Below are 26,038 nucleotides of genomic sequence, written 5' to 3'. Positions count from 1 at the left end.
CCCCCCACCGGGGTAACGTCCCAACCGTGCCCCGCATACCCCGCACCCTCGCCCCCACCCTCGCCCTCCTCTGCTGCGCAACCGCCTGCGGCGGCGGTGAAGGCGCGACGGAGGCCGCCGGCCCCAGCAGCAAGCCGACACCCGTCGCGGCGGCCACGGCGAAACCGTCGCCGACAGCCGCCCCGACGCTCGCCCCTGGCCCGAGCGGCGCAGCCCCTCTCTTCGCACACGGCCGCCGCGACCACGGCAAACGCCTAGCCCTCACCTTCGACGCCGACATGACCTCCGACCAGGGCCCCCGCGCCGCCCGCGGCGAACACTTCGACAACCCGGCCCTCATCGCCACCCTCCGCCGCCTCAAGGTGCCCGCCACCCTCTTCATGACCGGCCGGTGGGCCGAGCAATACCCGGACCAGGCGCGGTCGATCGGCGCGGACCCGCTCTTCGAGGTCGCCAACCACTCCTACAGCCACCACGCGTTCGCGTCCCCCTGCTACGGCCTCCCGGCGGTGAAGCCGGGCGGGGCACGGGCGGACGTGGAGAAGGCGTTCGCCGCGTTCCGGCGCGCCGGCGTCCAAAGAACAGTGCCGTACTTCCGCTTTCCGGGCGGGTGTCACAACCCCGCCGTGCTCAAGGAGTTGGGTCCCGCGAAGGTGACGGCCGTGCAGTGGGACGTGATAAGCGGCGACGCGTTCGCCAAGCGGCCCGGGCCGGTGGCGGACGAGGTGCTGGCGAAGGCGCGTCCCGGCTCGGTCGTGGTGATGCACTGCACCCGCAGCGCGGCCCCGGCCACGGAGGCGGCCGTCCGGACGATCGTCCCCCGGCTCCGGGAGCGCGGTTACGAGCTCGTCCGCGTCTCCGACCTGATCGCCGGCGGCTGACGGCCGGGGACGCTCACCGCCGCGAGCTCAGCGCGCACGCCACCGCCGCCGCCCCCGCCGCGAACACCGCCGCGACGGCCAGCGGCAGCAGCGGCCAGCTGACCTCTCCGCTGCGTGAGGCGCTGACCAGCTCGGTGACGGCGGCGTTGGCGGGCGAGCCGCCGGGCAGCAGCACCAGGAACACGGCCAGCACGGTGGCCGGTACGGACCGGGCGGCGCTGCGCAGCAGCGGCCGGTTGCAGAGCGCGCCGACGGCCGTGCCGAGCAGGGCGCAGCTCACGGCGGCCGTGAACCCCGCGCCGGCGGCGGGACCCAGCGGTACGGCCACCCGCCCGCCGGAGCTGTGCGGATCGGATATCAGCGCCACGACCGCGGTCCCGGCCGCCGCCAGGACGAGCGAGGCCCCCAGGCCGGTCAGCACCCCGGCCAGGTGGACGCGCCACGGCCGTGCCGCCGCGGCGGCGCAGTCCCGGGCGGCGTCCGGCTCGTTGGTGACGCAGACGCGCACCAGCCAGGCGGCCACCGGCAGCAGGAGGCCGGCGGCGAGCCCGAAGGAGTCGAGGACGGGCTCGCCTGTCCGTACGCCGATCGTCAGGAGGACGGCGTACAGCATCAGCGGCGGGAGCCAGCGGTGGGAGCGGAGCAGCAGCGCGGCCTGGTAGCGCAGCAGGGCGGTCATCGGTGCGGTTCCTCCGGGGCGGGCGCGGCGGTCACCGAGCGGATGTGCCAGGGCGGTGCGGCGGTGAGCAGGGCGTGGAGCAGCGCGTCGGAGTCGGCGGCGGCGACGGTGAGCCGGACGGCGCCGGGGAGCCGTTCGAGGAGCGGGTCGCCGGGCAGCCCGTCCGGTGGCGGCCCGGCGCCCTCCGCCTCGACGCGGACGCGTGGGACACGGGCCCGGGGGCCCGCGGCCACGGCCACGAGCCGTCCGTCCTCCACCCGGTGGACCGACCGGCACTTCCCCGCCAGCCGGCGCGGATCGTGGTCGACGAACACGACGGCGCCCCCGCCCGCGACGCGATCGAGCACGGCCCGGTCGAGGACGCGGCGGGAGTCGTCGTCCAGGCCGGTCCACGCCTCGTCGAGGACGAGCAACTCGGGCGCGCCGACCAGACCTTGCGCGACGGCGACCTTCTGGGCCGTGCCCTTGGACAGCTCCCGCAGCGGGCGATGGGCGTACCGGCCTGCGTCGAAGCGTTCGAGCCAGTCGCGGGCGGCGCGGTCGGCCGTGCGCCGGCCGAGGCCGTGGATACGGCCGAGTCGGGTGAGGTAGCCGAGGGCGGTGAGCGGCAGCGCCGCGGGGAAGCGCTCGGGGACGTACGCGGTGCGGGGCCGGCCGGTGATCCGTCCGGCGCTGGGGGCGTCGATGCCGGCCAGCAGCCGCAGCAGCGTCGACTTGCCGCTGCCGTTGCCGCCCTCGACCCTCAACAGCGCGCCGCCCGGCACCCGTAGTCCGACGTCCTTGAGCACCCACCGGCCGCGCACGCCGTAACGGCGGCCGACGTCCCGGAGTTCCACAGGATCCCCACCCCTCCCCGACACCCCCGATTCCCGGATCACCATAGCGGCCCCGGGGCCCCGGCGGACGGCTGGCAGACTGGCTCCGTGACCAGCTCAGAGACCGGCATCCCGACCGACTCCGCGGATCCCCGCGACGCCGCGCCGCAGTTCGTCCTGCCCCTGGTGGTACGGATCGAGAAGGCCGCCCCGCCGGCCCGTACCGACGCCCTGGAGACGGCGGCCCGCGCGGTGCTGGTCCTGCTGTCGGACGAGCGCTCCACCGGGGAAGGCGAGTGGGCCCGGGCCGTGCGGGACTGGCAGGACGCCCGCATCCGCAAGGTCGTCCGCCGGGCCCGGGGCGCGGAGTGGCGCCGGGCCTCGGCCCTGCCCGGGATCACGGTGACGGGCGAGACGGCCGAGGTACGCGTCTTCCCGCCGGTCCCGCTCGACGGCTGGCCGCCGGAGCTGGTGAAGCTCCAGGTGTCCGGCACCGACCTGGACGACCCCGCCGCACCCGGCCCCGCCGACCCCGGAGGGCCGGTCCTCTGGCTCAACCCGGAGCTGGAGATGTCCGCGGGCAAGACGATGGCCCAGGCCGGACACGGCGCCCAACTGGCCTGGTGGCGCCTGGACGACCCGGCCCGCAAGGCGTGGCGCGAGGACGGTTTCCCCCTCTCCGTACGCACCGCCGCCCCCGCCGGCTGGACGGAACTGACGTCAAGCGGCCTCCCACTCGTCCGCGACGCCGGCTTCACGGAGATCGCCCCCGGGCTGACTGTTGCGGTCGAGGGCGGCGAGCGCTACTGCCCGGTCGGGCGCCTGCGGCGACCGTAGGGGGTCACCTGTGCGTCTGGAGAAGAAGCTGGGGGTGCGGCCTGATCGTCCTGCGACAGTACCGAGACCGACCGCCGGAGTGCCGGCGCCGTTCGTGAGTGCGGACGCCAGACACTCGCAGTGTCACTGGCACCGAGCATGCGCGGCCGACTGCACCGCCTTCGCCGACTCCGGCATCAAGGACGCCTGCGGCAACGCGACCGTCCTCGCCGACGGCGGCTACCAGGACACCGGCGCCCGCATGCCCCACCGCCGTCAGGCCGGGCAGGACCGGCTACCCCCGACTGGAAAGAACGGCACAACACCTCTCACCGGCGGGTCCGGGCCCGCGTCGAGCACGCCTTCGCCCGCATGAAGAACTGGAAGACCCTGCGGGACTGCCGTCTCACGGGCGACGGCGTCTTCTGGGCCACCAGCGGCATCGCCTACACGCACAACCTCGCCCTCAGCCACTGATTACAGCATCACGAGCTTTAGAGGGACCTCGGAAGAGGCCCGGGGGCGGGCCCTCGGGAAGGCCGGCCGCAAATTCGTAGCAAGTCCCTTCCCATGGCGGGTCTTCGGGGCGTCCGCCACGCTCTCTCCCACGGAAAAAGGCGCCGCCGAAAGCCGGCCCCGGGGGATTCGGCGTCGGCATGGCGCACCCCCGGGGCGGGGCCATGCATGGCGTGCCCAGGGGCCGAGTCCTCATGTGCCGGGTATCACACCGCACATATCGTTCTTTGTTCGCTATTCGCTGTTGAATGATCGAGGGCTGATCGGCAACACCTTAGTCTTGATGGTCCCATCACGGGGCATCGAACGGGGAGGCACTGCCGTGAGCGAGGCCGGCAGCGGAAAGGTCCTGGACATCAAGGCGGAGGACCTGAAGTCCTCAGCGCCGACGTTCAGTGAACAGAGTGGAAAGCTTCGCGAGGCTCTGACCACTTTGACCACCACACTGGACGGCCTCGGGGCGCCGTGGGGTGAGGACGAACAGGGCAAGCAATTCGCGAAGGGCTACACGCCGGCGCGCAAGAAGATAGAGAACGCCACGAAGATCCTCATCGACGGACTCGCCAGCATCCACGAGGCGATGGCGGACATGTCCGACGGTCACGTCGACAACGACAAGCTGATCGGCTCGATGTTCAGCAAGAAGGGCGTCAAGGACGGCGGCCGGCAGGACGCGGGCAAGTCCGGCGAATGAGTCTCAAGCACAAGGTCCAGAGCTTCCTCGTCCACCACATGGGTCTGTACTGGCCAGACGGGGACGCGGCGAAGCTGCGTAAGGCCGCGAAGGCGTGGCGGGCGTTCGCGGAGAGCGTCGACGACATCCGCGGCCCGGTCAACAACACGGCCGGCGCCCTCATCCACAACAACAAGGGTGAGGCGATCGAGGCGTTCGAGACCTTCTGGGGTCGCTACGCCAAGGGCAAGGACGCCGGATGGCTCAGCGACGTCTCCGACGCCGCCAAGGAGATGGCGAAGGCCTGCGACAAGATGGCCGCCGCGATCGACCACGCGGTGAAAGAGCTGTGGGAGAAGATCGCCGTCGACCTGGCGGTGCTGGCGACGGGCGTCGCCCTGGCGATAGCCACCGGAGGTGCCCTGTCGGGTGCGGCCGCTGCCGCCGCCGAGGTGATCATCGCCGGCGGCGCGTCCGTGGGGATCGCGGTGACCACGACGGTGGCCGAGATCGCCGGATTCACACTGGCCGCGGCCGCGTTCGGCGGGCTGGAAGCAGTGACCGTGGACCTCGCGGTGGCCCAGCCGATGAAGATCTCCCTGGGCCTGCAGAAGGACTTCGACTGGGGCGAGGCCGACACGTCCATCAAGGACGGCATGCTCTTCGGCGGCGCGTTCGGCGGTGCCGGAAGCTTCGCGAAGAACGCGGCCGAGGCGGGAGGCGTCCGCAACCTGCTCAACGGCGTCCGGCCCGGCCTCGCGGAGGAGTTCGGTGCGGCGGCCCGCCTCCCCTCGCAGATCAAGTGCGAACTCGACCCCATCGACGTCGCCACCGGCGCGATGCTGCTGCCGCAGACCGACGTCACCTTGCCAGGCGCCCTGCCGCTCGTCGTCGAGCGCACGCACGTGTCGTCGTACCGGGCCGGCAACTGGTTCGGCCCGACCTGGGCCTCCACGCTCGACGAGCGCGTCCAGCTGGACCCCGAGGGCGTGGTCTTCGCGGCCGCCGACGGCATGCGGCTCGTCTATCCGATTCCCGTACCCGGCGAGCCGGTCCTGCCGGTCAAGGGCCCGCGCTGGGCCCTGGAGTGGGACGGCACGCCGGACGGCATGATGACCGTCACCGACCCGTACAGCGGCGTCATCCGAACCTTCGCCCACCCCGCGCCCTGCGCGGTCCCGGGCGCGGCCCAGCTGCCGCTGGAGAGCGTGCAGGACCGCAACGGGATGCGCGTCGACATCGAGCGCACCCTGAGCGGCACCCCGACCGCCATCCGGCACTCGGGCGGCTACTACGTGGCGGTCGATACCGACGGCCCGCGCGTCACCGCCCTGCGGCTGCTCGACCAGGCACCGTCGCAGTACGAGCCCCAGCAGACGCCCGGCGGCGGCACGCTCCTGGTCCGCTACGGCTACGACGACGCGGGCAACCTCACCGAGGTCGTCAACTCCAGCGGCAAGCCGCTGCGGTTCACGTACGACGCCGAGGGCCGCGTCACCTCGTGGACCGACCGCAACGGCGCGTCGTACAGCTACGTCTACGACGAGCGCGGGCGCGTCGTGCGCACGGAGGGCAGCGACGGCTTCCTTTCGGGAACGCTGGAGTACGGGGACGGGTCGCGGACGACGACGGTCACCAGTTCGCTGGGCCGGCAGAGCTTCTATCGCTGGGACGCCGACGGCCATGTCGTCGAGGAAGTCGACCCGCTGGGGCACACCACGCGCACCGAGTGGGATTCCCGGGGCGAAAACATCCTCTCCCGCACCGATCCGCTCGGTCGTACGACCCGCTACGCCTACGACGAGACAGGCAACCTGGCCGAGATCACCCTGCCTGACGGAAGCACCGTCCTGGCGTCTCACGACGATCTCCGCCGACCGATCGAGGTCACGGGTGCAGGCGGCGCCACCTGGCGCCACGCGTACGACGAGAGGGGAAACCGCCTCACCACGACCGATCCGACCGGCGCCGAGACGCACTATGCGTACGACGCGTCCGGAGGGCTCGTCTCCGTCACCGACGCGTTGGGCCACACCCGCCGCATCACCTGCGATGCCGCCGGTCTGCCCTTGACCGTTACGGACCCCCTCGGCAACGTCATGACGGTCCGCCGCGACGCCTTCGGCCGGATAGCCGAGGCCATCGACTCCCTGGGCCAGACGACGCGTATGGAGTGGACGACCGAGGGCAAGCCACGCAGTCGCGTCTTCCCCGACGGCAGGCGTGAGACCTGGACCTGGGACGGCGAGGGCAACCTCCTCACCCACACCGACCCGGCGGGTAACGCCACCGAGCACGCCTACGGCCCCTTCGACCTGCCCACGTCTCGAACCGGACCCGACGGTGCGACGTATGACTTCGCCTACGACACCGAACTGCGTCTCGTGAGCGTGACCAACCCACAAGCGTTCAGCTGGTCGTACGAGTACGACGAAGCCGGTCGTCTGACCGCTGAGACCGACTTCAGCGGCCGCCGCCTCACCTATGTCCACGACGCGGCGGGGCAACTGGAATCCCGCACCAACGGCGCGGGCGAGACGATCCGCTTCAGCAGGGACGTGCTCGGCCGCACCATCGAGCAGAGCGCGGGGTCACAGCAGAGCGTCACCACCTATGCGTACGACGGGTCGGGCCGGCTGACCCGGACGGCCGACGGGGAAGCCGAGATCGTCTTCGAGCGCGACGCGCTGGGCCGCGTGGTGTCGGAAGCCGTCAACGGCCGGGCGTTCCTCTACGCGTATGACCTCTTGGGGCGCCGAACTCAGCGCACCACGCCGTCCGGCCTGCGGACGGAGTGGACGTACGACGCGGCGGGACGTGCGACCGGGCTGCGCAGCGAGGCCGGTTCCCTGACCTTCGCCTACGACGCGGTGGGCCGTGAGACGGAACGCCGTCTGGGTGAGGGGGCGACCCTCACCCAGACGTGGGACTCGGCGGACCGCCTGACCGCGCAGAGCATCACCGGCCACCACCCGGAGGCCGACCGCCTCCTCCAGCACCGTTCCTACGCGTACCGGGAGGACGGTCACCTCGCCGAGATCCGTGAACTGACGTCGGGCACCCGTCGCTTCGACCTGGACACCGCAGGCCGTGTCACCGGCGTACGGGCCCACGGCTGGACGGAGACCTACGCCTACGACACGGCGGGCAACCTCACTCATGCCTCCGCCCCCGCCCATGGCGCGCCGGGCAAGCGGGACTTCGAGGCCGGCGTGGTCCGTCGGGCCGGCCGCACGACGTACGAGCACGACGCTCAAGGCCGGCTGGTACGCAAGACCCGCAAGCTCCTCAGTGGCCAGTCCCGCACGTGGACGTACTGCTGGGACGCGGAGGACCGTCTGACGTCGGTGGTCACGCCGAACGGCGAGCAGTGGCGGTACGCGTACGACCCGCTCGGCCGCCGCATGTCCAAGCACCGCTTGTCGGACGACGGCTCGACGGCGGAAGCGGTCGCGTTCGCATGGGAGGGCACGCGCCTCGCCGAGCAGACGGCTGCGGACGGCCGGACCACCACGTGGGACTACGTCCCGGGCACGTATCGGCCCCTGGCCCAGACCGATCACCAAGTGGTGGTCACCTGTGCCGCGGAGAAGTCTCTGATCTCTCACTTCTCCGGGAATTCCGAGGGTGATGGAGGCACGCGTTTTCACGCGGTCGTCACGGACCTGATCGGGACGCCGACGGAGTTGGTGACGCCGGACGGCGAGCTGGTCTGGCAGCGCCGCACCGGTCTGTGGGGCACCCATCTTCCCACTCCGCCGGATTCCGGTACCGAGTGTCCCATGCGTTTCCCCGGCCAGTACTACGACGCCGAAACCGGCCTGCACTACAACTATTTCCGTCACTACGACCCGGAGACAGGTTGCTATCTGACCCACGACCCTCTGGGCCTCGATCCCGCTCCCAACCCGAAGGCGTACGTAGACAATCCCTTCGCTTGGGTGGACCCCCTCGGTCTCACGCCCTGCACCCCTGGATACCGTGCACAGTCGGAACATCCGGACAGTCAACGACTGTCGGTCGACTCAAGCGGGAACGTCAGCCTCAAAGGGGACGGACAGCTTTACGTCAACCTGAGTGGCGACATATCGCACTCGCTCACGTTCCGCGGCGGCACGGGCGAGGTGATTGCGTTCGATCTCCCGGAGTCGTACGTTCAGAAGATCCGGGACTCGGCAGTTCCGCAGCGTCAGCCCAAGGACCTCAAGCACCTCAGCGCGAAGGAATGGAAGATCTACCGGCGGACGCATCCGGAGATAGCCGACCCCAAGGTATCTCCCGGTCTGTACGGCATACCCCCGAACATGCTCGAAGAGTTTGAGAAGGCGATAGTCCCAGGCTCCGGGAAAGTACTCAAGGGAGACGGTTCGTGACCAGGCGGGAAAGGGAAATTGAACTGCGGAGGGTTCACGAGAGGCCGTCGGAGGAAGACTCCGGACGGCTCCTCGGCCGCTTCGAGGTGGCTGTCGACGGCGCCCCCGAGGACTACGCCCGCCGTCTGAGGTCGGTTCTCTGGGCGGCGCTGAACATCGCCGGGGACCCGGGCTTCGAGGAGGCGGACGAACTGCCGACGGAGACGGTGCCGGACTGGTTCGCTGAAGTGTCCGGTGAGCACGGCCGCGGAGCCGGCCGGAAGCCCGGTCCGGACGACGCGGTCGCTGAGGCTGGCGCCTCCGTGTACGTGTCCGAGCGGGAAGAGGAGCGGTGGGGGCTGCAGGAGTGGCTGTTCACCTTCGACCCGGAGAACAGAAGCTGGCTGTGGTGGGACGTGACCGAGTCGGCGGACGGCGGGACAGTCAGCCTTTGGGTCGACACCCGTGGTGAGCCGGTGGTCGGGTGCGAGCAGCTGTACTGGCTCGCATACACATGCGGGGCACATTCGGTGGGGCGTATGTTCCTGGAGCGCGTGGAGCGCTGGCAGGGGGAGCGCTCGCTGGCGAACAAGCCCATCGCCTTGTGAGCGCTCGGTCAAGACCGTGTCCTATGTGGTGAGGCGTCGTCGTTCAGGGGATGGGGCGGGGAACGTGGGATTGGGTCGTGCCGGAGAGGTTGTGGGAGATCGCGAAGCCGCTGATCCCGGCGTCGAAGGTGCGGCCGCAGGGCGGGGGGAAGCAGGACACGCCTGATGAGACGGTCTTTGCCGCGATCGTCTACGTGCTGGTCAGCGGGTGCGCCTGGCGGACGCTGCCGCCGTGCTTCGGCATATCGAAGTCGACCGCCCATCGGCGGTTCCCGATCTGGTCGCGTGCCGGCGTCTGCGGCCGGCTGCACGAGGCGGTCCTGCACCGGCTCGACGACGCGGGCCTGATCGAGATCGGCGCGGCCGGCGCGCAGCGCATAACAGGTACTGGCGGATGCCGGGATGGCGACGTTGCCGGTGCTGCGGGAGACGGTTGAGGGGCTGCCATCCCGTATCCGGCACGCGGTGGGAGTCATTTCGGCTCGTGGGATGCGACAGGGACGCCGGTGGAGGCGGCAGCGGGAAAGATGGTGCGACCCGCGCTGGCCCTGGCGCTGCCGGCGGCGATGGCGGTGGAACTGGTCCACAACGCCTCCTTGCTGCACGATGACCTCATCGGCGGTGACCGGTTACGCCGCGGGCGGCCCGCGCTGTGGTCCAGGAGGGGGTGCCGACCGCGATTCTGGCCGGGGACGCTCTATTCTTCCTGGCGGTCCCGGCCCTCAACGCCGCTCCGCCACCGATGGGCGGTGCAGCGGAGTGACCCAGTTGACGGCCGCCGCGCAGGACCTGTATGTCACCCGAGAGTCGCTACTTGCCGGGGAAGAAGAAGCCCAGCAGGAGCTCGAGGATGATCAAGCCGATACCAGCGACTCCACCAGCGGCAGCGTTCCTATAGATGATCGCCGCGATCACCACAGCGGCGGCAATCGCGGCCGGCTCGGGCACCCCCTGCCGCTCTGCCGCAATGACCATCGCCGCTACCAGGACAGCAGTGAGAGACAGGCGCAACGCGTCGCCCATCCGGCGTGGTGGTTTGAGGTCACGCTCGTCCAAGAGCGCTCCAACCTGCCCCAGGGCATACCGCTCACTGATCGTCAACGCCATACGCGCGAGGTCACGCGCCGCCTTTCGCGCATCCTTGTCCAGTTCGGCCTCAGCAGCCCGCAACGCCCCACCACCTGGCTGGCGTGACTCTTCAACGGTCCGTTACGCCGCGAGAAGAGAGGGACAGTCCCCCTGGCCATCCGAGCACCTCGCACGCGCATCACGGGAAGCCGCAAGGACAGGTTCCGGAGGTACACATCGCGGCTGCTGGAAGAGCGCACAATGTCCGCACACTGCCCGATCAAGTGAGCCCAGACGTCTACGCGCTCGAAGGTGTAACCCCCTGCACCGCACATCCGGGCAACATGAGCCAGAAGCGACCACAGAGGGTATGCCAGCAGCAGCAAGGCAATAGCGCCTGCCCCGATATCGCCGATGAACCAAGTAGCGAGAGCCTTCGCGTCACTGTAGTACGGAACCTGCTCGGCATGTTCGTCTGCTTGCTTCACATAGATCGACAGCGCATTGCCGCCCACCCCGAGGCAGACGAAAGCGAACACGCCCCACAGCACCCACGTCCGCAACTTGCGCTGGTGGTAGTGCCGTAGGGCCACCCGAACAGGTCCCGGCACAGGACCGATGCCGAGCACATCGACGTCCGCGCGTAGCTTCCGTATCGCCTCATCTGCTTGCCGTCTGTGACGTGTAGCCAGAGGAGCCCCCACCCATCTCATCACCGGTCGATCATCGCACCCGCGACCGGCAGGATCGGCCCTTCCCAACTCCTCGCGGACGACCACCGCCTGGGAAGAGCCGACACGTTGCGGTTCCAACGAAGCAACCTGCCCATCGCCCCTCTGAGGACCAGCTCCCCACACGTCCACAGCCACGAGTTGATTACAGATAGTATGTAGGTTGCAACACAATGCAACATCCGCACGTGAACGAGATCGCCCCCGGCTCGGCAACGGTCATCGCCGACCACCCGGCACTACGCGGCCGCTGCTGACCGCACCCGCACCGACCGTAGCCGGGTACGCCCCCCGCCCTGCCCGACGGCGGATGCCGACGCGAGCACCACAAACAGGTGTCCACGCGTGCCGGACACCGGCCGTCGCACGCCCCGTCGGCGATGTGACGCTCCTCTCGACGGGCCGTCTCGCGGGTCCGTCCACCGCGCCATCCGCCGACGGCCGGGGCGGCGGCACGTCTCCCGTCGGCGGAGGTCACAGGGGTGCGCGGACGCCACGGGGCAGAAAAGGCCGCGCCCACGGGGACCGATATCTGTTCCCGTGACACGAGAAAATGGGCGCGGGGCTTCTCGCATATTTTTCGACCGCCGACCCGGGCAAAATTATCGACCGTGCAAGGCCGATCGCACCGTGCTACCGTCGATCTCGGTTGCAGGTGTGGTTGCCAGAAGGTTCATTTCCTACGGGGTAATCATCACGGCGACACGGAATTCACGCAGGGTGAATTCCCGACACCGTCTCCCGAGGAGAATGACATGGCCAGTGGCACCGTGAAGTGGTTCAACGCGGAAAAGGGCTTCGGCTTCATCGAGCAGGACGGCGGCGGCGCCGACGTCTTCGCCCACTACTCGAACATCAGCGCCCAGGGCTTCCGCGAGCTGCTGGAAGGCCAGAAGGTGTCGTTCGACATCGCGCAGGGCCAGAAGGGCCCGACGGCCGAGAACATCGTCATCGCCTGACACCGGCACCGACGTACTTCGCAGCCGGGGCCCGCACCACTGGGGTGCGGGCCCCGGCTCGCCGCTTTTCAGGGCACACGGCGGAGGACTCCTCCGCATTTCCGGCCGGTGACGCGTTCCCACCGGTCCGGCCCGGCCCGTTTCACATACGGCTCGTCTCTCGAGATTCTCTGCGCCGATCGCCTGCTGCGGGAATTCCTTGCCACGCGCCCCGTCAAGGAAGGTTCCGCATGAAGCGTTCCCGTCCCACCCACGCGTACGACCGTTTCGGAGGAGGCGCCGCCAACCGCTCCGGTGGCCCGCGCCGTTCCAAGGCCCACGGAAATCGACAGGCCGTGCGGGGCGAGTTCGCGCCGCCGGAGACGGTCACTCCCGCGCTGCCCGCCGTCGGAGCCTTCGCCGACCTCGCCATGCCCGCACGGCTGCTGGCCACGCTCGGCCACGAGGGCGTGACCGTGCCGTTCCCGATCCAGGCGGCGACCCTGCCGAACTCCCTGGCCGGTCGTGACGTGCTCGGCCGGGGCCGCACCGGGTCGGGCAAGACCCTCGCCTTCGGTCTCGCCGTACTGGCCCGTACGGCGGGGCGGCGCGCCGAGCCGCGGCAGCCGCTCGCCCTCGTCCTCGTCCCCACCCGGGAACTCGCCCAGCAGGTCGCCGACGCGCTCAGCCCGTACGCCCGTTCCGTGGGCCTGCGGCTGACCACCGTCGTCGGCGGGATGTCCGTCGGCAGGCAGGCCGGTGCGCTGCGCACCGGGGCCGAGGTGGTCGTCGCGACGCCCGGGCGGCTGAAGGACCTCATCGACCGGGGCGACTGCCGGCTGGACGACGTCGACGTCACGGTCCTCGACGAAGCCGACCAGATGACCGACATGGGCTTCATGCCCCAGGTCACCGCCCTGCTCGACCAGGTGCGTCCCGACGGGCAGCGGCTGCTCTTCTCGGCCACTCTGGACCGCAACGTCGACCTGCTGGTCCGCCGCTACCTGACGGACCCGGTGGTGCACTCCGTCGACCCGTCGGCGGGCGCGGTCACCACGATGGAGCACCACATCCTCCACGTGCACGACGCGGACAAGCACCGGACGACCACCGAGATCGCGGCGCGGGACGGCCGAGTGATCATGTTCCTCGACACCAAGCACGCGGTGGACCGGCTGACCAAGCACCTGCTGAGCAGCGGTGTCCGCGCCGCGGCCCTGCACGGCGGCAAGTCCCAGCCGCAGCGCACGCGGACCCTGGCCCAGTTCAAGAGCGGGCACGTGACGGTCCTGGTGGCGACCAACGTCGCGGCGCGCGGGATCCACGTCGACGACCTCGACCTGGTCGTCAACGTGGATCCGCCCGGCGACCACAAGGACTACCTGCACCGCGGCGGCCGCACGGCCCGCGCCGGCGAGTCCGGCAGCGTCGTCACCCTGGTGACCCCCGGTCAGCGCCGCGAGATGAACCGGCTGATGGTCTCGGCGGGCATCACCCCCCATGTCGCCCAGGTGCGTTCGGGCGAGGCCGAGCTGAGCCGCATCACAGGCGCCCAGGCTCCCTCCGGTGTCCCGGTCGTCATCACCGCGCCGGAGGTGGAACGCCGCCGTGGACCGTCTTCGTCCCAGAGCCGTCGGGGGCGCCGTGGCCACGCCGGCCAGGGCCGTCCCGCCGGCGAAGCGGGGTCCCGTGGGTCACGGCGGCGGACCGGCTTCGGCTCGGCCGCGTAGCACCCGCCGTGCTCACGACTGCCCCCTTTTCCGCTGTCCGCCAGGAGGCGCGTATGACACCGTCGCGAACGCAGCAGCACGGAGTGGATCCCTCCCCCGAAGCCATGGCCGTGGCCATGGCCGATGACAGGAACGCGTCCGGACCGAGGGTCCGTGACGACATGACGGTCGAGGTGGCTCTGGCCCTCATGGCCGGCGCCGGTGTCGATCACCTCGTCCTCTGCGACGGGGACGACCAGAGCACCGGCCTGATCACCCTGGCCCGGCTCGCCGTTCTCCGCGGCAGCCTCACCTACACGGACCGGCTCCGCCTGCGGGACGTCCTCGCCGGACCGTTCGTCCCGCCCGGCGCCCGGACCGGGGCCGTCGGCGGGCACGGCCGTGCCCCGGACGTCCTCGCCCTCGCCCGCTGACCCCTCCACCTCGCCAGTCGGCCCGTCCTCTTCGCTGTGAGGCATCATGCGCTGTGTCATCGCCCGGTACCCGTTCGAGCTGACCAAGAGCGGGGTGGTGGCCTCGATGAAGGGCGTCGCGCCCGAGCTCGTCACGGACGCGTCCGTGACCATCGGCCGCCGCCGCTACCCGGTCAAGCAAGTGGGCCAGGTCATCACCCGGCAGGACCGCCGCGACTTCACCAGCGGCGAAGTGGTCCGGGCCATGGCCTGCCTCGGTTTCACCTGCCACGATCGCCCCGCGGCCGCGCCGCCGGAGGTCCCCGCCGCGCTCCAGGCCGCGTCGGCGCTCCAGGCCGCGTCGGCGCTGCTCGGAGGCGTCGCCTCCCCGGGGGTGTGAGGACGGGCGGTCGACCGCCACCAGAGCTCTGTGAGGGCCCTGCCGACACGTGTCGGCAGGGCCCTCACGCTTTTCTCGCGGCCCCGGCGGCTCGGGGCCGCGATGCCGTTGTCGCAGGCCACCGATGCCTGCGTCGCTCGAACGCCAAAATCTGTGTTTGTCGGAGTAGACATTGCCTCCCGGCGTGGTTACTCTTTTTCACATCGACACGGTCAAGTGAGACCCGGCAGACATGAACTGGCGGGTAGCGACATCCGAAGTTCGCAGGTCGGTGCGGCTCCGGAGCTCCGAAGCCAAGGTGTTCGCAGGACGGCGACGGGGCTGGGAACCGCACTGGGCGGCCCGCAGGTCCAGGGGCCGCCACCGGCATCACCGAAGCAGTACCGCAGTACCCGTTTCACCAGTGTTCGGTTCGGAAGAAGGACGGAGGAGCAGACGCCATCAGGATCGCCCGGCCCGGGAAGCCCTCGGTCCGGGTACCGCAAGACCCCCGATTGGATGGTGGTCCCCGGTCACGCAGCCGCGATCCCCGCACCCCTCCCCTCACGGGACCGGGTAGCGGAAACAGTAGGTCGGCAGAGCATTAGGGCCGACGGATGGTGTTGAATTTCCTTCGGGGCCCTGGTGCCGTACGGCACCAGGGCCCCTCGACGCGTTGCACAACGAGGTGACATGACAGCAGACACACCGCTCAGCGACCGCCTGGACGATGATGACTATCCCGCGTACACCATGGGCCGGGCCGCCGAGATGCTCGGCACGACCCCTGCCTTCCTCCGGGCGATCGGCGAAGCTCGTCTGATCACTCCGTTGCGCTCGGAGGGCGGACACCGCCGGTACTCCCGTTACCAACTGAGGGTCGCCGCCCGCGCCCGCGAACTCGTCGACCGGGGCACCCCGATCGAGGCCGCTTGCCGCATCGTCATCCTCGAGGACCAGCTCGAGGAAGCCCAGCGCATAAACGCCGAGTACCGCCGCGCCTCGAAGGAGGCATCCGGCGGATCCGACCCCGGTTCCGGCTGATGGCGTGCAGCGTCGGAGAGGAAGATCATGTCGAACTTGCCGCGCTCGGCGGTCTGGACCAGGGAGCGGTAGTAGGCGAAGTCCAGGCCCTCGTCGGGGCGGGCGTTGGGGTGCCGCCAGGCGGCCACGTGGTGTCCGGGCGCCGGCAGGAAGGCACCGAGGTTCATCATGCGACGGGGTGTGCTCACAGAGTCCTCCGGTGGGAACGGGTGGGCGGTGGGAGGGGCGGCCCGGTGCGTGCGAGTGCGGGACGACTCATCGGTGACAAGCTCGTCGGTGACAAGGGGGTTCAGCCGAGGAGGCGGACGGGCGAGCCCGCCAGGAAGGCTTGGATGTCCTCGACGGCCTCGCCGTAGTACCTCTCGTAGTTGGCCCGGGTGACGTAGCCCAGGTGCGGCGTGGCCAGCAGGCGGGGCGCGGTGCGCATGGGGTGGTCCGCGGGCAGCGGTTCGGTGTCGAAGACATCGACCCCCGCGCCGGCGATGGTCCCGGCGTGCAGGGCGGACAGCAGGGCGTCCTGGTCGACGATGGCGGCCCGTGAGGTGTTGACCAGATAGGCGGTCGGACGCATCCGGGCCAGCTCGGCGGCACCGACCAGGCCGCGGGTGCGGTCGCCCAGGGCGAGGTGGACGGAGACGAAGTCGCTGCCTTCCAGATGCGCAGGGGGGACCTTGTGCTGTGCTCGCTCAGCACAGCCAACCGCGACCCCTCGCTCGTCCCCGGCGCGCGCGGGTTCGATCCGGCCGGCCGCCCCTCTCCTCATCTGGCCTTCGGCCACGGCATCCACCGGTGCGTCGGCGCCGAGCTGGCGCGCATGGAGTTGCGTGCGGCGTATCCCGCCCTGGTGCGGCGCTTTCCCTCCATGCGGTTGGCGATCGATCACGGGGACATCGCGTTCCGAAAGCTTTCGATCGTCTACGGCGTCAAGTCGTTGCCGGTGCTCTTGCGTTGACGCCGTATGCCGCACGCCGCACCCGGACCGTCGTCCGCGCTCGCTCTCCGCCGCCGGGGCAGCCACCAGTTCGCCCGGCCCGCGAGGTGCATGACGGCGGGCACCAGCAGCGCGCGGACGAGCGTGCAGTCCAGCAGGACGGCGACCGCCAGGCCGGTGCCCACCACCTGGAGCCGGAGCAGCTCCGAGAGCGCGAGCGATGCCATGGCCGTCGCAAAGACGACCGCCGCCGAGGTGAACAGCCGGCCGCTGTGCTGCAGGCCGATGGCCACGGCCACCGGGGTCGGGCTCCCCCGGCGGTGTTCCTCGACGATCCGCGACAGCAGGAAGACCTCGTAATCCATCGACAGGCCGAACGCCACCGAGAACATCAGGGGCGCGATCACGTCGGTGACCCCCGTGGGCCCGCCGCCCAGCCATCCCTCCTGGAAGAACGCGACCAGTACGCCGAAGGTGGCGGCCAGTCCCAGGGCGTTGAGCAACAGTGCCTTGACCGGGATCAGCACGCTGCGGGTGAAGAGCAGCAGCAGCGCGAACGTGGAGCAGATGGTGAACGCGACCGCGAGCGGCAGCCGGCCGGCCAAGGCGTGCCGGACGTCCGCGAGTTGAGCCCCCCCATTACCTTCTTGGTGGCCCCGCAATGGGGCGCCCGGCCTCCGGAGTTGGCATGACTTTCTCCCCCTGTCGAACGCATGGCCTGGGGGGTGATGTCACCGGCTTCGGAGGCATCGACAGACCGCTGATTAGGGGCATGACCACCGGCCTTTCCACAGGTCGGGAGGCTCTTCGTAATGTGGATGTGGCGATCGGTGCCGTGGGACGGCCGGGCGAGGACGACCGGAGGACGCACGTGATCGACATCAGCGGGATCGGCGCCTTCCTCGGCCTGGACGTCGGCAAGGGCGAACACCACGCCACCGCCGTCACCCCGGCCGGGAAGAAAGCCTTCGACAAGCGCCTGCCCAACAGCGAACCCAAGCTCCGCGAGGTCTTCGCCAAGCTCAAGACCAAGCACGCAACGGTGCTGGTCGTGGTCGATCAGCCTGCCTCGATCGGGGCCCTGCCACTCGCGGTGGCCCGCGACACGGGCTGCGAAGTCGCCTATCTGCCGGGCCTGACGATGCGGCGGATCGCCGACCTCTACCCGGGCGAGGCCAAGACCGACGCCCGCGACGCGTTCGTCATCGCCGACGCGGCCCGTTCGATGCCGCACACCCTGCGGGCGATCGAGCCCGCCGACGAGACGGTGGCCGAGCTGGAGATGATCGCGGGCTTCGACGACGACCTGGCCGGCGAAGCCACCCGCATCAGCAACAGGCTCCGCGGCCTGCTGACCCAGATCCACCCCTCGCTGGAACGGGTGCTGGGCCACGAGTGCAGCACCCGGCCGTGCTCAAGCTCCTGGACCAGTTCGGTTCCCCGGCCCTGATCCGCAAGGCCGGACGGCGCCGGCTGGTGAACCTGATCCGCCCGAAGGCACCGAGGATGGCCGAGCGGCTGGTCGAGGACATCTTCACCGCCCTGGACGAGCAGACCGTCATCGTTCCCGGCACGGAGGCGGCCGCACTGATCGTCCCTAGCCTCGCCGGCTCGCTCCAAGCAGTGCTTGACCAGCGAAAACTCCTCGCATCAAGGATCGAGGAACTGCTGGAGGCCCACCCTCTTTCCAAGGTCCTGACGTCCATGCCGGGGATCGGCGTCAGGACCGGAGCACGGATCCTCATCGACGTCGGCGACGCCAGCAGCTTCCCCTCCGCCGCCCACCTCGCCGCCTACGCGGGCCTCGCCCCGGCAACCCGCAGCTCGGGCTCCTCGATCCGCGGCGAACAACCCTCCCGGAGAGGAAACAAACAGCTCAAACGAGCTTTCTTCCTCTCCGCATTCGCCGCCCTGGCCGACCCGGTCTCCCGGGCCTACTACGACAAAAAGATCGCCCAGGGAAAACACCACACCCAAGCCCTCCTCTGCCTCGCCCGACGACGAGCCGACGTCCTCTTCGCCATGCTCCGCGACGGCACCTTCTACGACCCCAAACCCGCCCCCACAGGTTGACGAAACCCATAGGGGCACCCCCCCCGCCGACCAGCGCCGGTACCGGTGCGGGGACGCGGCGGAGCCTCTCGGCCAGCCGGCTGCCCTCCGGGGTGAGAGGGTCGGGCGAGGACCGCACGACGGACAGCCACGTTGCCGCTTCGGCGGTGAAGGAGCCGGCCGTGGCCGCCGGGAGCGCCGAGCGCCGCCCCTGACGGTAGATGCCGGTCGCGGTGTCCAGCCGCCGTACGCCGGGGACGTGGGAGAGCCGACGCGCGTACGCGTCGAGGGCCCGGGCGGACCGTGCGGCGTTCAGACCGGGCAGGACGATCGCCGGCCCGCCCGAAGCCGTCGCCGGAAAGGCGTCGCGCAGTTCCCGGGATGCGCGGGCGACCGGCGAGGATCGCGGGAGCAACCGGTCTCCGTACAGGCCGAACCGGGTCAGGGCGGACGTCAGTCGGTCAGCCGGTCAGCCGGGGCCGTTGGCCCCGGCCGGGGCGGACAGGAGCCCGGGTCAGCGGTTCTCGCAGAGGGCGGAGGACGCCGCGGCGGTCATTTTGCCGATCGCCGCCTCGCTGTTGAGCGAGACTTCGGAATTGGTCATCAGCGACACACGCCGGCCGTCGGAGGTCGCCGCGGAGAACGACAGGTAGCCCGGCACGCCTCCCATGTGCCCGAACGCCACCCCGCCGCAGGGCAATGGCAGCCGGTCCAGCCCCAGGCCGTACGGGGCGTGGGCGCCCGGCGTCTCCATCGCCTCCAGGCTCGCCTGAGAGAGCAGCTTGCCGTCGACGAGCGCCTGGTAGAACGCGGCCAAGTCGCTTTCGGTGGAGGTCATCGCCCCCGCGCTGTGGAAGAGGGACGGCTCCAGGGACGCGGTGACGTCCGTCCAGTGGAAGAACGGGCCGACCCGAACTCCCCGGTACCCGTGGACCGCGGGCTCGGCGAGGGAGCGGTCACCCGGCTTGGGGTAGCGGGTCTCGGTCAGGCCGAGCGGTTGGATGACGCGGCTCGTGATCACGTCACCCACCGGCATGCCGGTGACCTTCTCGATGAGCATGCCGAGGATCTCGTAGTTGGTGTTGCTGTACTGGAAGGAGGTGCCCGGCGGGAAGGCCGGGGCGTGGCTGAGCCCGTCGCGTACCAGCGCGGCCAGGGTGTAGGTGCCGTCAGGTTCCGCCTGTGGGTTGGGGGTGTTGGTCGGGATGCCGCTGGTGTGCTGGAGGAGGTGGCGGACGGTGATGGCGTTGCCGTCGTAACCGTTGCCGTCGACGACGCCGGGCAGGTACCGCTCGATCGCCGTATCGAGGTCGACCTTGCCCTCGTCCACCAGTCGCAGCACCGCGACGGCCGTGAAGGTCTTGGTCTGGCTGCCTACGCGGAAGTGGTCGCCGGGCTGGACGGGCTTGTTGGCGCCGTTGGTGCCGGTGCCCGCGCTGAGGCTCCACGAGCCGGTCCGGTCGCCGGCGTACAGTCCGGCACCCGGCCCGCCGATGGCCTGGAAGGCGTTGAGTGCCGCCCGAGTGGCGGCGTGATCGCTCGCCGCCGTGGCGTGTGCCGAGGACGGCAGTATCAGCGTGGCCGCGGCGACCGTGCCGAGCAGGGCCGTCAGTCTCCACTTGCCTCGGTTTCTCGTCATCTCTTTCCCCTGACTCATGAGTGAGCGCGTACCACCGACATCCTGGTGCGTCGGGCGTCTGCGGGTGAGGGCCGCCTCGGTCAACTGACGGGCCGGACAACGAGAGGGCAGCGGTGAGAAGGGTGAGCGCCGAAAGCGGGGGCGGGCTTGGCTTCCCGTGAGCGGGCGGGTCCGGTTCTTCTCCCCGAATGCCGGGTGTGTCCAGGGACGGGTCCGTCCGTGGCCGGGTGCGCCGGTGGCCGGATGTGTTCGCTCGGAACGTGCGGGAGCCGACGGCCGCCCTGCCGTCCTCTGTCTTCGCGCGCCGCACAGCCACGCTGACGGCGTCGCGCGCTTCCGAGGACGCGAAGCAAAGCGAGCGGTGGGCGGGCTCGAAGCGATCCAAACCGGCACCCCAGGCGGCTCTTTGGGGTGAAGTGCCGAACGCGGCTCTGGTCAGACACGCCCGGCTGTGCTGCCCTGGTGCCCGCCAGGGGAATCCCGGTAGCCGCCGGGATCGCACAAGACCTTCGCCTGGAGGTTTCCGTGTTCCTTCGGCACCGATGACGGCCGCGTCATGCGAGGGGGCGGGAGGGGGCGGCCTTCCGCCGATCGGCGTCCTGATCCTCGCCGCGGAGAAAGACCTGCCCGGGCTGGGCCTCTGTGTCGAGGGCGTGCTCACCCACTGCCGGAACCCGGTCGCCCTGGTCCTGGTGGTGGCCGAGCGCGCACCGGACCCGCCGTTCCGCGTGCCCGGCGCGCCGGTCGTCTGGAGGGACGAGCGCGGCTGCTCGCCCGGCGCCCGGGACATCGGCGCCTTCTTGCACGCTCTGGGGCGGGACGCGTCGAACGCGTCGTGGTACTTCCAGCAGGTGGTGAAGCTGCTGTGCTTCGACACCCTGCCGGCGCACGTACCGGATCGCGTCCTGGTCGTCGGCGCCGATTTCGCTTTCCTGCACGACGTGGCGTTCACCGACGTACGGGGGCGCTCCCTGCTGCCCTACGGGTATCCGCTCTCCTGGCGTCCGGGCACCCTCGAACACCGGCTTCCCGCGCGTCACTCGGCCGTGGAGGCCGCTGCCCGGCTCGTCCCCGGCTGGAGTCCGGTCGACGCCTACAGCGGTATGCAGCACCACATGATGTTCGACCGCCTCGTCCTGGCCGACCTCGCGCGGCGTGCCCGGCACGCTCACCGCGTGCCCCTGTGGCAGGCGTTTCTGGCCACCGCCGCCCCTGACAAGTGGACGGGCGCCTCGGAATACGTGCTCTACCGGCACTTCGCCGCACGGTTCTTCCCCGGCCGGATCCGTCACCGGCATGTGAACAGTGCCGAGATCATCCAGGCGGACGGCCCGGGCGGGTTCCGGCTGCCGGAAGTGGTGGCCGCCGCCCGTGGCTCCGCGCTGGACACGGTGGGCTGTCACCGCTTCCTCCACTACGCGCAGCGGCTGGCGACCATGGACTACCTCCCCGACGATCTCCGTCCGGCACCGACCGCGGAGCCCGTGCCGCTCGCCCTGCGCCTGGAGGACGGCCTATTGTCGATCACCCCGGCGTCGCGCCCCCTCGCTCTGCCCTGACGCCGCCCCCGCGGACCCCGCCCCGCACCCCACCGTCAAGGTTGGGTCAAACACTTGCGTATGGACGCAAGTGTCGCGCTATGCTGCTGGACGTTCGACAACGTTTGAGGCACCTCGTTCGGTGAGGCGTCTTCACGGACACAGGCCACTGACCCCACGACGTCGAGAGACGCCCAGGGTCAGGACAGATCTCCCCGGCCTAAGGGGTGATCCCAAGTGGCTGCCCGTACCAGGGGATTACGCCGTGGAGTGCCAAAGCTCTGACGAGTTGGGGTGAGCCGGTCCTGCCGGGCCGGCTGGCTCCTTGCCGTGTCCGTTATGGCGCCCGCGTGCGCCCCGGCCGGGAGGAGGCGAGAGACATGGACGGCAACAGTCACAGTCCGGGCCACAGTAGGCCCCTCATCCGTATGTCCTCGTTGACCTCCGGCACACGGTAACGACCTTCCCTGCGCGCTCACCCGCGCAACAGCCGACGCGGCCTGCTCCCGTCGCGGCACCCCGCCGCCCCGGGTCCTCGTGCTGCCCGCTCGCAGGGAGGATCGCTGTCGCGTGCCCAGACCTCCCCCGACGGGGGAACCCGGGAGGCTGTCATGACCGACGTCACCACCACCGCTCCGACCGTACCCGCGCCCCGCACCGCCGCCGTGCTCGACGACGCCCACGTCGGCGACATCCGCGGCGCCCTGGGCACCATCAAGCTGGACGACACGGCTCCGCGCCGGGGCCTGTCCGCCAAGCTCAAGACGCTGCTCGCGATCGTCGGCCCCGGCCTGATCGTGATGGTCGGCGACAACGACGCCGGCGCCTTCGGCACCTACACCCAGGCGGGGCAGGACTACGGCACCAGCCTGCTGTGGACCCTGGTCCTGCTCATACCCGTGCTGTACGTGAACCAGGAGATGGTGCTGCGGCTCGGCGCCGTCACCGGGGTGGGGCACGCGCGGCTGATCCTGGAGCGGTTCGGCAAGTTCTGGGGCGCGTTCTCCGTCATCGACCTGTTCCTGCTCAACGCCCTCACGATCGTCACGGAGTTCATCGGCATCACCCTGGCCGTCGGCTACCTCGGTCTGCCGAAGGTGCCGAGCGTGCTGCTGGCCGCCGTGATCGTGGTGGCCGCCGCGTCGACCGGCTCGTTCCGCCGCTTCGAGCGCACCGCGATCCTCCTGTGCGCCGGCTCGCTGCTGCTCATCCCCGTCTACTTCATCGTGCACCCCGCCACCGGGCGGATGGCGCACGACCTCGTCGTCCCCGGCATGCCGCAGCACGCCCGGATGTCGGACGTCATGCTGCTGATCATCGCGATCGTCGGTACGACGGTGGCGCCGTGGCAGCTGTTCTTCCAGCAGTCGTACGTGATCGACAAGCGCATCACGCCGCGCTTCATGCGGTACGAGAAGGCCGACCTGTGGCTGGGCATCGGGATCGTCGTCATCGGCGCCGCCGCCATGATGGGCTTCTGCGCCGCCGCGTTCGGCGGGCACGGCGAGTTCGGCCACTTCACCGACGCCGGTGACGTGGCGGCCGGTCTGGAGAGGTACGCGGGGAAGACCGCCGGCGTGCTGTTCGCCATCGCGCTGCTCGACGCGTCGATCATCGGCGCCTCCGCCGTCTCCCTCTCCACCGCCTACGCCATCGGCGACGTCATGGGCCTCAAGCACTCCCTGCACCGCGGCATCAGGGGCGCCAAGGGCTTCTACGCCGTCTTCGCCGGGCTCATCCTCACCGCCGCGGTCATCGTGGTCATCCCGGGCTCACCGCTGGGCCTGCTGACCGAAGGCGTACAGACCCTCGCCGGCGTCCTGCTGCCCTCCGCCTCGGTGTTCCTGCTGCTGCTCTGCAACGACAAGGCCGTCCTCGGGCCCTGGGTCAACGGGCGCGCGATGAACGTGTTCACCTCCCTCGTCGTCGCCGTCCTCGTCACCCTGTCCGTCATCCTGACCGCGGCCGTCCTCTTCCCGGACATCGGCTCCACCGCGATCCTCGACATCATGGGAGTCTGCGGCGTCGCCGGCATCCTCGCCCTCGGCTACGCGGAGACGCGCCGCCGCCGCAAGGGCTGGGCCCCTGCCGGGCCCGTCGACCGCGCGGGCAAGGAGAGCTGGCGGATGCCGCCGCTGCACGAGCTGCCCCGGCCCCTCATCTCGACCGGCCGCAAGGTCGGCCTCACCGCCCTGCGCGTCTACCTGGTCGCCGCGGTGGTTCTGGTCGTCGTCCGCATCGCGCAGCTCGCCCTCGGCAACTGAGCGTCCCCGGCAACCGGGCGCCCTCGGGCGGCCGCTGTCCGCGGCCACCCCGCTCGGCGTCGCCCGCCGCGCCACCCGGCCGGTGCCCCTGCCCCCTTGGGGTTCAGGGGGCACCGGCCCGCGTGTCAGGTGCTGATGGTGGCCACGGTGTCGAAGCCGTACGTGCGGGCGTAGCCGTTCTCGGTGCCGACGAGGAGGTCGACGACCTCGAAGTAGTGGTCCCAGAACGGCGTTTCCCGCAGCGCGTCGATCAGGAGCTGGTACGCCTGGTGGTCGCGGGCCTCCCAGAGCCAGACGTCGGTGACGCGCGTCGAGTAGAACTCCGTGTCGAAGAAGCGGGACCGGACGCCGGTGGTCCTGGCCTCGATCACGGGGACGATCTCGGTGGTGAGGGCGTGCATCCGCTCCTCGGGGGTCTTGTCGAGCCATGCGCGCGTGGTCTTGACGAGCATGAAGGCGGTGACGGGGGCTTCGGTTGCCTGAGTGGACACGGTGATTCCTTTTGTCGGATGGGCATTGCCGGATCGGTACGCCTCTCATCCTGGGAAGTGGCACCCTGTTGCCACAATGGGAACTTCGGCAACGAATCATTGCCCGGAACGGAATGACCCTGGTGAACAGCCCTGAACCGGTGATCGACGCCCAGCTCGCCGTCGCCCTGAACGCCCTGCTGGCCGAGCGGAGCGTCACCCGCGCCGCCGCCCGCCTGCACACCTCGCCCGCCGCCATGAGCCGTACGCTGGCCCGCCTCCGCCGGGTCCTCCAGGACCCCCTCCTCGTCCGGGCAGGACAGGGCATGGTGCCGACCCCGCGGGCCCAGGAACTGCGGGACGAGGCCGCCGACGTCGTACGCCGCCTCGGAGCGCTGCTCGGTCCCGGCACGGAGGTCGACCCGGCCTCCCTGCGCGGCACCTTCACCCTCCAGGCCGCCGACCTGGTCGGCGCGGCGCTCGCCCCCGGGCTGCTGGGACTGGCCCGGGAGGAGGCACCGGGGTCTCACTGCGGCTGCGGGCCGAGGAACTGGAGGCCGGACCGGCCCTCCGCGACGGCCGGATCGACCTGGAGGTCGGTGTGATCGACCACGTCGACCCCGAGACCCGCGTCGAGGAACTGGTCACCCTACGAATGGCCGCCGCCGTCCGGCCCGGCCACCCGCTCGCCGGGGAGCCGCTCACCCCGGCCCGGCTCGCCGCCGCGGAACACGTCACGGTCAGCCGCCGCGGCCGGTTCACCGGGCCCCTCGACGCCGCCCTCGCCGAGCGGGACCTCCGCCGGCGCGTCACCGCCGTCCTCCCCAGCCACCTGGCCGCGATGCACCTCGTCGCCCACAGCGACGTCGTCTGCCTCGTCCCCGCCGCCCTCCCCGGCGCCGCTCCCTCGCCCCTCACCCGGACCGCCACCGCCCTCGGCCTCCGCCTCCTCGACATCCCCCTGCAGCTGCCGCCCGTGACCATGGGCATGGCCTGGCACCCGCGCCACGCCGCCGACGGGGCCCACCGCTGGCTCCGCCAGGCCGTCCGCCGGACGCTGACCGGGGGCGGGGCCCGGGCGGAGGGCCCTCCGGAGGGCGGCGGACACCGGTGACGCGACCCGCCGGCGCGGCGACCGCGCCGCCCGGGCGCTCCCCCTCCGTTCCGCCGCATTCCCGGGCGGCCCCTTACACTCGTCTGTCGGGTCCGTGACCGGACCCCTGCATCACGTGATCACGTCATGCACGTCGTACAGCGGAGGAACCGAGGACATGGGAGCGGGCACACCTGCCACCGCGGTACGCCGCGGCCGCCGCCGCGCGAGCGGCGCGCTGGAGTGCGAGGTCCTCGCGGCCCTGCGCAGGGCCGGCACCCCACTCACCCCACGCGAGGTCCAGCGGGAACTGCCGGGCGCGCTCACCTACTGCACCGTCGTGATCATCCTCCGCCGCCTGCACGGCAAGCGCGTGCTCACCCGGACACCCCGGGGCCGCGCGTACGCGTACGCGGCGGTCTGACCGCA

Annotated in this window: 20 protein-coding genes, 6 pseudogenes and 1 riboswitch; of the genes and pseudogenes, 20 read left to right on the top strand and 6 right to left on the bottom strand. The window is 70.8% G+C overall.

Translation table 11 applies throughout. The features are described from left to right. The first annotated feature begins 26 nt into the window (after positions 1 to 26). Positions 27 to 881 (top strand): polysaccharide deacetylase family protein, encoded by an 855-nt coding sequence (locus ACQEVS_RS26395; RefSeq protein ID WP_433024185.1) that lies wholly within the window; start codon positions 27 to 29, stop codon positions 879 to 881. A gap of 13 nt (positions 882 to 894) precedes the next feature. Here the strand turns inward: ACQEVS_RS26395 and ACQEVS_RS26390 are convergent, their stop codons facing one another. Beyond that, complete coding sequence (locus ACQEVS_RS26390; RefSeq protein ID WP_433024183.1) at positions 895 to 1,560, bottom strand: ABC transporter; 666 nt, start codon at positions 1,558 to 1,560, stop codon at positions 895 to 897. After that, positions 1,557 to 2,396, bottom strand: coding sequence for an ABC transporter ATP-binding protein (locus tag ACQEVS_RS26385; protein WP_433024181.1), 840 nt, complete (start codon positions 2,394 to 2,396; stop codon positions 1,557 to 1,559). Before ACQEVS_RS26385 ends, ACQEVS_RS26390 begins: the two co-directional genes overlap by 4 nt. 87 nt (positions 2,397 to 2,483) lie before the next feature. On the opposite strand from ACQEVS_RS26385, the gene ACQEVS_RS26380 reads away from it, so the two are divergent. From ACQEVS_RS26380 to ACQEVS_RS26320, 13 genes and pseudogenes are all read left to right on the top strand, one after another. Beyond that, positions 2,484 to 3,212 carry a peptidyl-tRNA hydrolase gene (locus tag ACQEVS_RS26380; protein ID WP_433024179.1) on the top strand — a complete coding sequence of 243 codons (729 nt, stop codon included), beginning with the start codon at positions 2,484 to 2,486 and terminating at the stop codon, positions 3,210 to 3,212. A 163-nt stretch (positions 3,213 to 3,375) separates the two neighbouring features. Beyond that, a pseudogene (locus ACQEVS_RS26375) lies at positions 3,376 to 3,668 on the top strand (transposase); the annotation flags it as partial. Between the two features lie 361 nt (positions 3,669 to 4,029). Then, on the top strand, positions 4,030 to 4,401 hold the full coding sequence (locus tag ACQEVS_RS26370; RefSeq protein ID WP_433024177.1) for a hypothetical protein: 372 nt from the start codon (positions 4,030 to 4,032) through the stop codon (positions 4,399 to 4,401). Next, positions 4,398 to 8,753: a DUF6531 domain-containing protein gene (locus ACQEVS_RS26365; RefSeq protein WP_433024175.1), complete on the top strand. Its 4,356-nt coding sequence runs from the start codon at positions 4,398 to 4,400 to the stop codon at positions 8,751 to 8,753. The genes ACQEVS_RS26370 and ACQEVS_RS26365 overlap by 4 nt, the downstream gene beginning before the upstream one ends. Beyond that, positions 8,750 to 9,340: a hypothetical protein gene (locus tag ACQEVS_RS26360; RefSeq protein WP_433024173.1), complete on the top strand. Its 591-nt coding sequence runs from the start codon at positions 8,750 to 8,752 to the stop codon at positions 9,338 to 9,340. The genes ACQEVS_RS26365 and ACQEVS_RS26360 overlap by 4 nt, the downstream gene beginning before the upstream one ends. A 50-nt stretch (positions 9,341 to 9,390) precedes the next feature. Then, positions 9,391 to 9,696 (top strand): annotated as a pseudogene (locus ACQEVS_RS26355) (transposase); the annotation flags it as partial. A 171-nt stretch (positions 9,697 to 9,867) separates the two neighbouring features. Continuing rightward, the gene (locus tag ACQEVS_RS26350) at positions 9,868 to 10,194 is read left to right on the top strand and encodes a polyprenyl synthetase family protein (RefSeq protein ID WP_433027907.1); all 327 of its coding nucleotides are present in this window, start codon (positions 9,868 to 9,870) and stop codon (positions 10,192 to 10,194) included. Beyond that, positions 10,100 to 10,534 (top strand): hypothetical protein, encoded by a 435-nt coding sequence (locus ACQEVS_RS26345; protein ID WP_433024171.1) that lies wholly within the window; start codon positions 10,100 to 10,102, stop codon positions 10,532 to 10,534. The genes ACQEVS_RS26350 and ACQEVS_RS26345 overlap by 95 nt, the downstream gene beginning before the upstream one ends. 1,360 nt (positions 10,535 to 11,894) lie before the next feature. Next, on the top strand, positions 11,895 to 12,098 hold the full coding sequence (locus ACQEVS_RS26340; protein WP_185943992.1) for a cold-shock protein: 204 nt from the start codon (positions 11,895 to 11,897) through the stop codon (positions 12,096 to 12,098). A 230-nt stretch (positions 12,099 to 12,328) separates the two neighbouring features. Then, positions 12,329 to 13,807 carry a DEAD/DEAH box helicase gene (locus ACQEVS_RS26335; protein ID WP_433024169.1) on the top strand — a complete coding sequence of 493 codons (1,479 nt, stop codon included), beginning with the start codon at positions 12,329 to 12,331 and terminating at the stop codon, positions 13,805 to 13,807. A 53-nt stretch (positions 13,808 to 13,860) separates the two neighbouring features. Continuing rightward, a complete protein-coding gene (locus tag ACQEVS_RS26330; protein WP_433024167.1) occupies positions 13,861 to 14,220 on the top strand; it encodes a CBS domain-containing protein in 360 nt (119 codons plus the stop codon). A 46-nt stretch (positions 14,221 to 14,266) separates the two neighbouring features. Further along, positions 14,267 to 14,599, top strand: a complete 333-nt coding sequence (locus ACQEVS_RS26325; protein ID WP_433024165.1) for an SCO5918 family protein — start codon at positions 14,267 to 14,269, stop codon at positions 14,597 to 14,599. A 672-nt stretch (positions 14,600 to 15,271) separates the two neighbouring features. After that, complete coding sequence (locus ACQEVS_RS26320) at positions 15,272 to 15,622, top strand: helix-turn-helix domain-containing protein (RefSeq protein WP_433024163.1); 351 nt, start codon at positions 15,272 to 15,274, stop codon at positions 15,620 to 15,622. A 289-nt stretch (positions 15,623 to 15,911) separates the two neighbouring features. Here ACQEVS_RS26320 and ACQEVS_RS26315 read toward each other — a convergent pair. Then, a pseudogene (locus tag ACQEVS_RS26315) lies at positions 15,912 to 16,277 on the bottom strand (NAD(P)-dependent oxidoreductase); the annotation flags it as partial. On the opposite strand from ACQEVS_RS26315, the pseudogene ACQEVS_RS26310 reads away from it, so the two are divergent. Next, positions 16,260 to 16,574: pseudogene (locus tag ACQEVS_RS26310) on the top strand (cytochrome P450); the annotation flags it as partial. The pseudogenes ACQEVS_RS26315 and ACQEVS_RS26310 overlap by 18 nt on opposite strands. On the opposite strand, the gene ACQEVS_RS26305 reads toward ACQEVS_RS26310, so the two are convergent. Further along, on the bottom strand, positions 16,538 to 17,215 hold the full coding sequence (locus ACQEVS_RS26305; protein ID WP_433024161.1) for an MMPL family transporter: 678 nt from the start codon (positions 17,213 to 17,215) through the stop codon (positions 16,538 to 16,540). The pseudogene ACQEVS_RS26310 and the gene ACQEVS_RS26305 sit on opposite strands and share 37 nt — an antisense overlap. A gap of 209 nt (positions 17,216 to 17,424) precedes the next feature. Between ACQEVS_RS26305 and ACQEVS_RS26300 the strand changes: the two are divergent. Then, positions 17,425 to 18,626, top strand: a pseudogene (locus ACQEVS_RS26300) (IS110 family transposase). Positions 18,627 to 19,119: 493 nt separating this feature from the next. Here the strand turns inward: ACQEVS_RS26300 and ACQEVS_RS26295 are convergent. Next, entirely contained in the window at positions 19,120 to 20,244 is a 1,125-nt protein-coding gene (locus ACQEVS_RS26295) for a serine hydrolase domain-containing protein (RefSeq protein ID WP_433024159.1), read from the bottom strand. 542 nt (positions 20,245 to 20,786) lie between these two features. Between ACQEVS_RS26295 and ACQEVS_RS26290 the strand changes: the two genes are divergently transcribed. Together ACQEVS_RS26290 and ACQEVS_RS26285 are read left to right on the top strand one after the other, a co-directional pair. Then, the gene (locus ACQEVS_RS26290) at positions 20,787 to 21,803 is read left to right on the top strand and encodes a hypothetical protein (RefSeq protein WP_433024157.1); all 1,017 of its coding nucleotides are present in this window, start codon (positions 20,787 to 20,789) and stop codon (positions 21,801 to 21,803) included. 106 nt (positions 21,804 to 21,909) lie between these two features. Next, positions 21,910 to 22,083, top strand: a riboswitch (M-box (ykoK) riboswitch). Positions 22,084 to 22,393: 310 nt separating this feature from the next. After that, a complete protein-coding gene (locus ACQEVS_RS26285; RefSeq protein WP_433024155.1) occupies positions 22,394 to 24,046 on the top strand; it encodes an NRAMP family divalent metal transporter in 1,653 nt (550 codons plus the stop codon). Between the two features lie 125 nt (positions 24,047 to 24,171). Here ACQEVS_RS26285 and ACQEVS_RS26280 read toward each other — a convergent pair whose 3' ends face one another. Then, positions 24,172 to 24,537, bottom strand: a complete 366-nt coding sequence (locus ACQEVS_RS26280; RefSeq protein WP_433024153.1) for a darcynin family protein — start codon at positions 24,535 to 24,537, stop codon at positions 24,172 to 24,174. A gap of 113 nt (positions 24,538 to 24,650) precedes the next feature. Here ACQEVS_RS26280 and ACQEVS_RS26275 point away from each other — a divergent pair. Then, positions 24,651 to 25,630, top strand: a pseudogene (locus ACQEVS_RS26275) (LysR family transcriptional regulator). A gap of 157 nt (positions 25,631 to 25,787) precedes the next feature. Beyond that, the gene (locus ACQEVS_RS26270; protein WP_004950054.1) at positions 25,788 to 26,033 is read left to right on the top strand and encodes a BlaI/MecI/CopY family transcriptional regulator; all 246 of its coding nucleotides are present in this window, start codon (positions 25,788 to 25,790) and stop codon (positions 26,031 to 26,033) included. Positions 26,034 to 26,038 lie beyond the last annotated feature (5 nt).

This window comes from Streptomyces sp. CA-181903 (assembly GCF_050937075.1).
Classification (GTDB): Bacteria; Actinomycetota; Actinomycetes; order Streptomycetales; family Streptomycetaceae; genus Streptomyces.
This window is presented reverse-complemented; position numbering and strand designations above follow the sequence as displayed.